The sequence below is a fragment of the Vreelandella profundi genome (assembly GCF_019722725.1).
Lineage (GTDB): Bacteria > Pseudomonadota > Gammaproteobacteria > Pseudomonadales > Halomonadaceae > Vreelandella > Vreelandella profundi.
In genome coordinates this window covers 3,475,237-3,486,445 of record NZ_CP077941.1, presented here as the reverse complement: position 1 = coordinate 3,486,445, position 11,209 = coordinate 3,475,237, and the positions used below count along the sequence as shown (strand labels likewise).

Genomic DNA, 11,209 nt, shown 5'->3' with positions numbered 1-11,209 from the left:
GAACTATTCAGGCGGCGTGTGCAGCCATTGATCCAACTTCTTTGAAAGCGTGTCCACGCCGTCGCGCTTGAGCGATGAGAATAGCTGTACCGACACCAGGTCTTCCCACTCTTTGAGGCTCGAGCGTACTTTTTGCAATGCCGCGTTGGCAGGGCCTTTCTTTAGCTTGTCCGACTTGGTCAGCAGAATATGCACCGGCATTTCTCGCTGGTCAGCATAGCTGAGCATCATTTGATCGAACTCGGTCAGCGGATGACGCACATCCATCAACAGCACTAGGCCACGCAGGCTAAAGCGGTTACGCAGATACTCTGCTAGGTGCTTTTGCCACTCCAGTTTGACCGATTCAGGTACCTTGGCGTAGCCGTAGCCCGGGAGATCGACCAGCCTTCTAGCGTCGTCGTTCATGACGCGGAAAAAGTTGATTAACTGGGTACGACCCGGCGTGCGAGAGGTTCTCGCCAGGGCATTCTGTTGCGTTAATGCGTTGATAGCACTTGATTTACCGGCATTCGAACGCCCGGCAAAAGCAACTTCTGCACCGGTATCGTCAGGGCATAGCGCTAGGGTAGGCGCGCTGATAACAAAACTTGCCGTGGGGTAGTTCAGCCGAGCGACAAGGCTATCATGAGGGGTAGACATGGATGTGATCCTGAAAAACGAACATAAAAGCGGCCTGCTCGGCGCACATGATACGAAAGAAAGAGCATAGAGCAGTGCCGCGACGAGTGACCCCTAAAGCAGCCCAGGGTTTTGATTCCCGCCGCCAGGGGTGATTCGTTATAATGCCAGCGGTATATCTCTGCGAGCTGAGGCGCTAGTGTACCATCGCGCTCTAGTCGGCAGCGACCAGCACATTCGTCAAATATAAACCGCTATGTGGAAGGGTAATGAGACAGTTACTGGCAAGCTTGGCCATTGCTATGGCCGTTGGCATCGCGCACGCCCAAGCGGACTTCCAGGCCGATGCGGATGCACCGGCGGGTCGCGAGCGTGCGCAGACGTGCGCTGCTTGCCATGGTCAAACCGGCATTAGCCCGGCGAGCGCCTTCCCTCACTTGGCAGGTCAACAAATGTCTTATCTGGCCAAGCAGATCATCGATATTCGTGATGGCGATCGCTTAGTGCCGCAAATGGCCGGTCAAGTGGACAGCTATTCAGATCAGGATGCGTGGGATGTCGCGGCGTTTTTCGCCGGATTAGATGCCCACCTGGGGCAAGCGAGCGATGCGGATGCGGACCTGCTGGCGCGTGGCGAAGAACTGTACCGCGCGGGCGATATGGCTATGGGCATACCCGCCTGTTCAGCCTGCCACTCGCCCACTGGCGTCGGTATCGGCAGTGCCGTTTACCCCGGGCTTTCTGGCCAGTATGCGCAGTACACGATCGCGATGCTGCAGGCGTTCGCTAACGGTGAGCGTGACAATGACCCTAATCATATGATGCAAGATATCGCGGCCAAGATGAGCGATAACGATATGCAAGCCGTCGCTAACTATTTGTTAGGCCTGAACTAGCCTTTGGAAGCCTAAACGTTTTTTTGTCAGGATTGCGAAACCTTGTCGGGCGCTAGTAATGTGTCGTAGAGGAGGGAACTCGCTACTATAGTGACTGTCACATCCTTCGCTTACCCATGGAGAATACACGCAATGTTTAAAACGCTAATGGTCGCAATGGCCGGCCTCGGACTTTCTGCGGCGGTGAGTGCCCAGGAACTAGTAGCAGGCCAGCAGTATGAGCTTCTTGAGACGCCGGTAGAAACGAACGTTGAAGACGGCCAAATCGAAGTGACCGAAGTGTTCTGGTTTGGTTGCCCGCACTGCTACCGCCTGCAAACGCCGGTTAATGAGTGGTACGAAACACTCGGCGATGACGTCAGCGTAGTGCATATGCCTGCCACCATGGGCGGCGATTGGAATACCCACGCGACCGCTTTCTATGCGGCTGAATCGCTGGGTATCGAAGATGAGCTGCACGCCGATTTCTTTAATGCCATTCATCAGGAAAAGCAGTCACTAACCGATCCTGATGATATCGCTGAGTTCTTTGCCAACTATGGCGTGAGTGAAGAAGAAGCGAAACAAGCGCTAACGGCTTTTAGCGTGCGTAGTGAAGTGAACAAGGCCAACAGCCGTATGCGCGAAATGCGCCTAATGGGCGTTCCGGCCCTGGTCGTTGACGGTCGCTATGTAGTGACGCCTAGTTCTGCTGGCAGCCTTGAAAATATGCCGCAGGTGGCGGATGCGCTAATTAAGCAAGTGCGTGCTGAGCGCGCAGAATAACGGTGTCAAATGAAGTGAAGGCTGATAAGACAGCGAGCGTTACGAGCACCCATAAGCCGCTGTTAGAAGGTGGTCATTTGCGCCTGCTGACATTCAATCTGCAGGTGGGCATTCAGACGTCTGCTTATCATCACTATCTCACTCGTAGTTGGCAGCACTTTCTGCCTAATCGGAAGCGGGTCAAGCGCCTGGATGTTATGAGCGACGTGCTGGGCCAGTTTGATGTCGTCGGTCTGCAGGAAGCCGACGGCGGCAGCTTTCGCTCCAGCCGCATCAACCAGGTGGAATATCTGGCGGCTAAGGCCGGATTTCCTCATCACTTCAAGCAATTGAACCGAAATCTTGGGCACCTTGCCCAGCACAGCAACGGGCTGCTTTCGCGTCTCGTGCCCACCAAAATCGAAGAGCACCGCCTGCCCGGGACCTTGCCTGGGCGTGGTGCCATTCACGTGCGGTTTGGTAACGGGCCGGATGCGCTACATATTTTTGTCGCACATTTGGCGCTTAGCCATCGTGGCCGGGTGCGCCAGCTTAACTACTTAAGCGAGATCATCCAGCCACTGCGGCATGTGGTGGTGATGGGCGATCTGAACTGCACTCCGGCTCAGCTGCACGCCCATGAGCGATTCAGCACCTCGTTGCCGCTGCATCCCGTTACACCTTTATTGAGCTACCCATCGTGGCAGCCCAGGCAAGCGTTGGACCACATTTTGCTATCGCAAACTCTGGAGGCCGCTGAGGTGCGGGTAATGGATCACCTGTTTTCGGATCACTTGCCGATTGCGGTTGATTTACCTTTGCCGGCCGCCTGCCTATTGGCTATTAAAAAGGCGACACCCGCACCCAACGCAACTCAATAAGCTGCTAAGAGCAATTTAGGCCGTTTTATGGCCCACCCAGACCTTTTTAGGGATGACGTTCGGCCCAGAATCAGCGATGATTCTGGGCCGTTTCTTTTCCAGGACATTTAACATGCTCGCCAATGCCCATGAGCCGCGCTTGCTACGCTGGCTCGACTGCGTGACTGAGGGAGTGGGCCGGGCCATTGCCTGGCTGGTTGTGATAATGATGCTGGTGCAATTTGCCATCGTCGTGCTGCGCTATATTTTCGGTATCAATAGCATCGTGATGCAAGAGTCGGTGATGTACATGCACGCCGCCGTGTTCATGCTCGGCGCCGGATGGACGCTACGTCACGATGGCCATGTGCGGGTCGATATCTTTTACCGCAAGATGTCTGAGCGTGGCCGCGCGTGGGTCGACCTGCTCGGCACGCTATTTCTGCTGATTCCCGTCATGTCATTTATCGCCATTTCAAGCTTCCACTATGTGATTACCAGCTGGGTCATTATGGAGCGGTCGGGGGACGGCGGCATTCCGGCCGTGTTCCTGCTTAAAACGCTGATTCTGGGAATGGTGGCACTGCTACTTTTACAGGCGGTGGCGCAACTGATACGTCAGGTGCTGATTATCCGCGGCAAGCTATCCAGTTCTGCCCCTGTGCATGAGGAGATGATCTAGTGCTGGCGACTCTATTGGAAGGCATGCCGCTGTTACTGTTTGCTGCGGTATGCGGCGTCTTGATGTTGGGTTATCCGGTGGCTCTGTCGCTTGCGGGTACGGCGCTGGCCTTTGCCGGATTAGGCTGGTTGCTGCAATCGCTGGGCGTTCCGGTGCATTTCGAGGCACGCTGGATGGGCTCAATGCCTAGCCGGATCTACGGCATCATGACGAACAACACCCTGCTGGCGGTGCCTTTATTCGTGCTGATGGGTGTCCTGCTTGAGAAGTCACGGGTGGCGGAAACGCTGCTGGATGCGATGACCATGGCATTTGGCGCCCTGCGCGGCGGGTTGGGCATTGCGGTGGTATTGGTGGGTATGCTGCTGGCCGCGTCTACCGGTATTGTGGGAGCAACGGTGGTTACCATGGGCCTGCTCTCGCTACCCACCATGCTCAAACGCGGCTACTCACCGGCACTGGCGACCGGGACCATTTGTGCCACGGGCACTCTGGGCCAAATCATTCCGCCTTCCATCGCCTTGGTGCTGTTAGGCGATGTTCTCAACAATGCCTATCAGCAGGCACAGCTATCTATGGGCGCTTGGAGCCCCAAGACGCTTTCTGTGGGCGATCTGTTTGTCGGTGCGTTGGTGCCGGGTCTGCTACTGGTGCTGGCCTATATTATCTATCTGCTTACAGTGGCGTGGCTAAAGCCTAGTACGGCCCCGGCGGCGGATCGTGAAGGATTGATGCAGGAGTTGGGGCACACCGGCAGTATCTGGCCGCTGCTACTGAAAGGGCTTTTACCGCCCGTACTGCTAATTGTGGCCGTGCTGGGCTCGATCTTGGGCGGCTTTGCCACGCCCACGGAAGCCTCGGCGGTGGGTGCCTTCGGTGCGCTGCTGCTGGCAGCGGCCAATCGGCGGTTAAGCTTTTCGATGCTGGGTGAGGTGGTTCGCTCCACCGCCCAGGTAACCAGCATGGTGTTTTTGATCCTGATTGGCGCGACGCTGTTTTCACTGGTATTCCGAGCGTTTGGTGGCGAAGAGCTGGTCAACCATATGTTTGATTCGATGCCCGGTGGGGTGGTGGGCGCTACTATTGTGGTCATGCTGGTCATCTTCCTGCTCGGGTTCATACTCGACTTTATCGAGATCACCTTTGTGGTGGTGCCCATTGTTGGTCCGGTGCTATTAGCGATGGGGGTTGACCCCATCTGGCTGGGCATCATGATTGCGGTCAACCTCCAGACCTCGTTTTTGACGCCGCCCTTTGGCTTTGCGCTATTCTATTTGCGCGGTGTGACGCCGCAAAGCGTGCCGACATCGGCAATTTATCGCGGCGTCGTGCCGTTTATCATCATGCAGCTCGGCATGCTGTTGGCGCTGGCGCTATTCCCGGGACTGGCCACATGGCTGCCTTCGTTGATGTAAGGGGAAAGCATGCATCCTATTGCCAATGTACTGACGATTGCAGGCTCTGACCCTTCCGGGGGCGCAGGCCTGCAGGGAGACCTGAAAACCTTTTCAGCATTAGGGGTCTATGGCACCAACGTGATCACGGCGGTGATTGCCCAGAATACCTGCGGCGTGGCGTCGGTTTATCCGGTGTCGCCGCAGGTGATTCGTGAACAGTTAGAGCATTTGCTCAAAGATGTCACGCTAGACGCGGTCAAAATTGGCATGGTGGCTAGCCGTGAAGTCGCCGAAGTGATCGCCGACGTATTGCGTCAGAAACGCCCGCGCTGGATCGTACTGGACCCCGTCATGGTGGCCAAAAGTGGTGATATCTTGGTGGATGACGCCGGTATTCGCGCCGTGCGAGATATTTTGGTGCCGTTAGCCGACGTCATCACTCCCAACCTTCCAGAAGCAGCCGTGCTGCTCGATTCGCCCTCGCCGACTAGCTTAGAAGCAATGGAGGCAATGTTGCCGGGGCTGATGCAGTTAGGCGCGCCGTATGTGGTGCTCAAAGGCGGCCATCTGCGCGGGGCGACGTGCCCTGACTTGCTGGCAACGCCCAGCGGCCATGAGTGGCTGCCCGCTTCGCGTATTGATACGGATAACTTACACGGTACCGGCTGCGCGCTCTCTTCGGCGATCGCCGCTTGTTTAGCCAAGCAGCCGGCTTCAGCATCCGCTAATGCAGCCGTGGTGGCGATTAGCGAGGCCAAGCAGTGGCTGCATGCCGCGTTAGAAGCAAGTGCCCGCCTAAACGTGGGCAAAGGGCGTGGTCCGGTGCATCACTTTCATGCGTGGTGGTAACGCTCGCGACGTTTGGCAAGATGTATTGGGTGTTAGGTATTGCGCTGAGAGTTTGCGAGAAAACGCGGTCAACAGGAGGGTATCACCATGCGATTAAGGCTGAACCATCACCCCGCGCTGGGCGCATTACTGACGATATGTATGCTGTTGATAACGTCCGGTGTCTTTGCCAGCAGCGTTTCTGAACGGGGTGAGCGTTTTGAACGCGTCGTTGACGAGAACGGGCAGCGCTATACGCTGATTGGCAGCGGCGTTTTTCGCTATATGGTCTGGAACGCCTATGCGGGAGCGTACTATCAGCTTGAAGGTGAGACGCAGCCTCAGCCAATGGGCAACCAGCCGAGGCGGCTAGAGCTGGCCTATTTCCATGCTATTAAAGCGTCAGACTTTGCCGAGGCCACGGAAGAAACGCTGCGGAACACGCTGACGCTGTATGAATTCACTCAGATTGAAGAGCCTTTAGAGCGACTTAATCAGCGCTATAGCGACGTCGTGCCCGGCGACCGCTATCTACTTAGCTGGGACGGCACGCAGCTACGCTTGGCGCTCAATGGTGAGGTTCTGTTTGCAGAGGATAACGCCGAGTTAGCCAGCGCCATGTTTAGTATCTGGCTAGGCGAGCGCCCACTAGGTGAAGATTTTCGCGATGCGCTGTTAGGAAGAGGCTAGCGAGCGGTCGCGGACGGCGCTGTTGTTAGCAGCCAAGGAGACGCACGATGAAAGCGCTGATTCAGCGGGTAACGCGCGCAAGCGTAGAGGTGAAGGGCCAGACCGTGGGAGCAATCGAGCATGGGTTGCTAGCGCTGGTGGGCGTCGAAAAGGGCGACGACCAGGCGGCTGCTAGCAAGCTTCTGCACAAGCTTCTTCACTACCGTGTGTTCAGCGATGCCGACGATAAAATGAATCAAAACCTTCAGCAGGTGAACGGTGGGCTGCTGCTTGTTTCTCAATTCACCTTAGCAGCGGATACTCGTAAGGGGCTGCGCCCCAGCTTTTCCAGCGCCGCGCCGCCGGACGAAGGCGAGCGGCTATTTGACTTCCTTGTCGACCAGGCCAGCGCTGCTTGGCCGAACGTGGCCACCGGTGAGTTTGGCGCCGATATGCAGGTAGCGCTGGTCAACGATGGCCCGGTCACGTTTTTACTGGAAAGCTAGTGAGCTCTGGCGAGACCTAGCTAACCGCTTCTTCGCTGGCCAGCAGCTCGGCTTCCATGGTCTCTAGCGCTTCTTCGGCGCTGAGCCACTGCCGTTCTGCTTCATCTTGGCGCGCCTTGATCTCCGCCTGCTGGCTAAGCGTCTTGGTCAACTCCGCTTTACGCGCACTGTCTGTGTAGAGCTCAGGGTCAGCCAGCACGAGCTCTACCTCTTCCAATGCCTGCTGGGCCTTTTCCATGGTCTGTTCGGCCTGGTCGCGCTGTTTTTTCAGCGGACGTAATTTTTCGCGCAGTTCGGCGGCCGCTTTACGGGATGCTTTGCGCGCTTCACGGCTGTCGCCGCTGGGCTGCTGACTTTGACGTTCGGCCTTTTCACCGCGTGAGTCGCGGCGGCTCTCTTCCAGGCGCGCTTTAAGCCAAACCCGATAATCCTCCAGATCGCCGTCAAACGGTTCGACGCGATTATCGGCTACTCGCCAGAACTCATCTACGGTCGCCCGCAGCAGGTGGCGGTCGTGAGACACCAAAATAACCGTGCCTTCAAAGCTTGCTAGCGCCTGGGTTAATGCTTCGCGCATCTCCAAATCTAGATGGTTGGTCGGCTCATCGAGCAAGAGCAGGTTAGGCTTTTGCCAGGCGACCAATGCCAGCGCCAAGCGGGCTTTCTCGCCGCCCGAGTAGTTGGCGACTGTGCCGAAGGCGTCGTCACCCTTAAAGCCAAAGCCGCCCAGGAAATTGCGAATATCCTGATCACTGGCGGTGGGCGAGAGGCGCTGCACATGCACAAAGGGCGTCGATGAAACGTCCAGGCTTTCAAGCTGATGCTGAGCAAAGTAGCCAATCGCTAAATGCTCGCCGGGCACGCGTTTGCCATTAAGTAGCTCAAGCTCGCCAGTCAGTGATTTAATCAGCGTCGATTTGCCAGCGCCGTTAGGACCTAGCAGGCCAATGCGACTGCCGGGCAGCAGGGTAACGTTGACCTTGTCCAGCTGGATGTTATCGTCACTTCCGTCGTCCGTTTTACCGCGATAGCCTAGCTGGGCCTGATCCAGCACCAGCAGCGGACGTGACGTTTTATCGGCAGCGGGCAGCGTGAAGTGGAACGGGGAGTCCACGTGGGCAACGGCGATATCTTCCATGCGCTCAAGCATTTTGACCCGACTTTGTGCCTGCTTCGCCTTGGTCGCTTGTGCTTTAAAGCGGGCGATAAAGCGCTCGATCTCTTCCCGACGCGCCTGCTGTTTGACGGCTTCGGCTTGCTGAAGAGCGAGCTTTTCGGCGCGGGTGCGCTCAAACTGGGAGTAGTTGCCGCGGTAAAGCTCCAGCGTTTGGTGGTGCATATGCACGATGTGGTCGCACACCGCATCTAAAAAGTCGCGGTCGTGAGAAATCAGCAGCAGCGTGCCGGGGTAGCGGGTCAGCCACTGCTCCAGCCACAGTAAAGCATCTAGGTCTAAATGGTTGGTGGGCTCGTCCAGCAGTAGCAAGTCAGAAGGCATGAAAAGGGTGCGGGCGAGATTGACGCGCATTCGCCACCCGCCGGAAAACGCCGACAGCGGGCGGGTCAGGTCAGCTTGTAAGAACCCAAGCCCGACCAGCAGCTGTGCCGCGCGGGACGCAGCACGGTAGCCGTCCAGCGTTTCAATTAAGCCATGCAGTTCGGCTTCGCGATGGGCGTCGTCGGCTTCACGAGCGGCAAGTAAGTCGGCCTCGGCCTGTCGTAATGCCAGGTCGCCGTCGAGCACATACTCGATAATAGGCCGGTCAAGCGCGTCAACTTCCTGGGCCATATGCGCAATGCGCTGGCCTCCGCTCATCTCGACATCACCCTGGTCGGGCGCAAGCTCGCCCAGCAAGAGTTTGAACAGGCTCGATTTACCGGCGCCGTTTGCCCCGATAATGCCGGCCTTTACCCCGTTATTAAGAGTAACGTCCGCGTTGTCGAGTAGCGTTTGCGTGCCGCGTTGCAGGGCGACTTGGCGCAGTGCGATCATGCCTTCTCCCGAAAAAAATGTGGGTCATACGATGCCAGATTCTATTGCGCTTGATTCTACCCGATTGCAGCGCTTGCAGCAGATACCGTTATGGGATTTTGCGCTCGCGTTTTACGCCAAGCCAGGCGTTGAGGCGGCGTGCTTAACGTTACAGGACGAGGCGGGATTAGATGTTTGCGAAATGTTGTTTCATTGCTGGCTATATTCATGCGGCTTAGAAACCGTGTCGACAGCCGTGTCTGCCGTGCGCAAGGAGCGTCTTCACTGGCAGGCTCGAGTAACGGGTGTTTTGCGCGCACTGCGCCGCGACTTAACGTCGTCGGCTGCCTCGAACGAAGCTGTGGCAGCGCTGCGCAAGACCATTAAGCAGGCGGAACTGATGGCCGAACGTGAGAACCTTCAACGTTGGCAAACATGGGCTTTGGAAGTAACAATCGATGAAAAATGCGTCACTAACATCGTTGAAAAGCCTTCGAATGTAGCTGAATGGCTTGAAAAAAAGCTGAATCATGGTGAAAAAGCCTTCCAGTTTACTGGTCCTTCAAACACGCCTTCGGCGTCGCTTCAGGCGCTGCAAACGCTCGTTCGTCAACTTGACCCTCATCAAGGAGCGCGCTAGCCTGAATTTAAGCTAGTTTTGAATTACCTAGCGTTATTTGCCCGCTAGCACGCAGTTAACGACGCATTTATGCCTATTAGCGAACAATAATGCCGCGTTGAGAAACGCGCCGATGGGTTGGTTTTAAACGTTAGATGCTAAGCAGTTCGCTTTAAAAATAATGTTGCGCATGTGTATCGCGCGCTTACCACTGCAAGGGGAACATCGCATGAAGGCAAGCAAAACCGTTTCTACTCGTTCTGTTACCACGAAGTTAATCACTACTGCCAGCGTTGGCGCATTGCTGTTAGGCATGGCGTCTGTGGCACAAGCAGACAACTGGCGTTACGCTCACGAAGAGTACGAAGGCGATGTTCAAGATGTCTTTGCCTATGCCTTTAAAGAATATATTGAAGAAAATTCTGACAACACGGTGCAGGTGTATCGCTTTGGCGAGCTGGGCGAGTCTGATGACATCATGGAGCAGACGCAGAACGGCATCCTGCAGTTTGTGAACCAGTCGCCTGGCTTTACCGGTGCGCTGATTCCTGAAGCGCAAATCTTCTTTATTCCTTACCTGCTGCCGACCGATGAAGAAACCGTGCTGACGTTCTTTGACGAAAGCAAAGCCATCAACGAAATGTTTCCGGAGCTTTATGCCGAGCAAGGCCTAGAGCTGCTGAAAATGTATCCAGAAGGCGAAATGGTCATTACTACCAATGAGCCGATTAGCTCACCGGAGGATATGGATAATAAGAAAATCCGTACCATGACCAACCCGCTGCTGTCGGAAACGTACGATGCCTTCGGCGCAACGCCTACGCCGCTGCCGTGGGGTGAAGTGTACGGTGGTCTGCAGACCGGTATTCTTGATGGTCAAGAAAATCCGATTTTTTGGATAGAATCAGGCGGTTTGTATGAAGTATCGCCTCATCTGACGTTTACCGGCCACGGCTGGTTTACCACCGCGATGATGGCCAACCAGGATTTCTATGCAGACCTGTCTGAAGAAGACCAAGCGCTGGTGCAAGAAGCTTCACAAGCCGCTTATGATCAGACGATTGAGCATATCAAAGGCTTAGCCGATGAAGCGCTAGAAAAAATTCAGGCGGCGTCTGATGAAGTAACGGTGACGCGTCTGAACGAAGAGCAGATTCAGGCCTTCCGTGAGCGTGCTCCGCAGGTTGAAGAAGCCTTCCTTGAAATGACCGGTGAAGGTGGTCAAGCGCTGCTTGATCAGTTTAAAGCAGACCTTGAGACCGTTACCAACGAGTAATCATCCCTTATAAGCCATACGGGCAAAATGGGTGATGTACCCAAGGGGCAGCAAAGGCTGCCCCTTTTTTGTTGCGCCGACGTGGAGTTGGATATTCACTTTAGGGCTTGTAAGCGCTACGGGTGGGTTACGTACATCT

Annotated in this window: 12 protein-coding genes; 10 read left to right on the top strand and 2 right to left on the bottom strand. The window is 55.8% G+C overall.

What is annotated here, in order from left to right:
• Positions 1-3: 3 nt before the first annotated feature.
• Positions 4-642, bottom strand: coding sequence for a ribosome biogenesis GTP-binding protein YihA/YsxC (yihA, locus tag KUO20_RS15960; protein ID WP_096277023.1), 639 nt, complete (start codon positions 640-642; stop codon positions 4-6).
• 248 nt (positions 643-890) lie between these two features.
• Here yihA and KUO20_RS15955 point away from each other — a divergent pair, with 248 nt between their 5' ends.
• From KUO20_RS15955 to dtd, 8 genes are all read left to right on the top strand, one after another.
• Positions 891-1,517, top strand: coding sequence for a c-type cytochrome (locus KUO20_RS15955; RefSeq protein ID WP_235040779.1), 627 nt, complete (start codon positions 891-893; stop codon positions 1,515-1,517).
• A gap of 132 nt (positions 1,518-1,649) precedes the next feature.
• Positions 1,650-2,282 carry a thiol:disulfide interchange protein DsbA/DsbL gene (locus tag KUO20_RS15950; protein ID WP_235040778.1) on the top strand — a complete coding sequence of 211 codons (633 nt, stop codon included), beginning with the start codon at positions 1,650-1,652 and terminating at the stop codon, positions 2,280-2,282.
• A gap of 77 nt (positions 2,283-2,359) precedes the next feature.
• The gene (locus KUO20_RS15945) at positions 2,360-3,142 is read left to right on the top strand and encodes an endonuclease/exonuclease/phosphatase family protein (RefSeq protein WP_422823089.1); all 783 of its coding nucleotides are present in this window, start codon (positions 2,360-2,362) and stop codon (positions 3,140-3,142) included.
• Positions 3,143-3,254: 112 nt separating this feature from the next.
• Positions 3,255-3,803, top strand: coding sequence for a TRAP transporter small permease subunit (locus tag KUO20_RS15940; RefSeq protein ID WP_235040777.1), 549 nt, complete (start codon positions 3,255-3,257; stop codon positions 3,801-3,803).
• Positions 3,803-5,218: a TRAP transporter large permease gene (locus tag KUO20_RS15935; protein WP_235040776.1), complete on the top strand. Its 1,416-nt coding sequence runs from the start codon at positions 3,803-3,805 to the stop codon at positions 5,216-5,218. Before KUO20_RS15940 ends, KUO20_RS15935 begins: the two co-directional genes overlap by 1 nt.
• 9 nt (positions 5,219-5,227) lie before the next feature.
• A complete protein-coding gene (gene thiD / locus KUO20_RS15930) occupies positions 5,228-6,049 on the top strand; it encodes a bifunctional hydroxymethylpyrimidine kinase/phosphomethylpyrimidine kinase (protein ID WP_235040775.1) in 822 nt (273 codons plus the stop codon).
• Between the two features lie 87 nt (positions 6,050-6,136).
• The gene (locus tag KUO20_RS15925) at positions 6,137-6,718 is read left to right on the top strand and encodes a chalcone isomerase family protein (protein WP_235040774.1); all 582 of its coding nucleotides are present in this window, start codon (positions 6,137-6,139) and stop codon (positions 6,716-6,718) included.
• 47 nt (positions 6,719-6,765) lie between these two features.
• A complete protein-coding gene (gene dtd, locus KUO20_RS15920) occupies positions 6,766-7,203 on the top strand; it encodes a D-aminoacyl-tRNA deacylase (RefSeq protein WP_235040773.1) in 438 nt (145 codons plus the stop codon).
• A 16-nt stretch (positions 7,204-7,219) separates the two neighbouring features.
• On the opposite strand, the gene KUO20_RS15915 is transcribed toward dtd, so the two are convergent.
• Positions 7,220-9,196: an ATP-binding cassette domain-containing protein gene (locus KUO20_RS15915; protein ID WP_235040772.1), complete on the bottom strand. Its 1,977-nt coding sequence runs from the start codon at positions 9,194-9,196 to the stop codon at positions 7,220-7,222.
• 31 nt (positions 9,197-9,227) lie between these two features.
• Between KUO20_RS15915 and KUO20_RS15910 the strand changes: the two genes are divergently transcribed.
• Both KUO20_RS15910 and KUO20_RS15905 read left to right on the top strand, forming a co-directional pair.
• Positions 9,228-9,815, top strand: coding sequence for a TIGR02444 family protein (locus KUO20_RS15910; RefSeq protein ID WP_235040771.1), 588 nt, complete (start codon positions 9,228-9,230; stop codon positions 9,813-9,815).
• 208 nt (positions 9,816-10,023) lie between these two features.
• Positions 10,024-11,070, top strand: a complete 1,047-nt coding sequence (locus KUO20_RS15905) for a TRAP transporter substrate-binding protein (RefSeq protein ID WP_235040770.1) — start codon at positions 10,024-10,026, stop codon at positions 11,068-11,070.
• Positions 11,071-11,209: the final 139 nt, after the last annotated feature.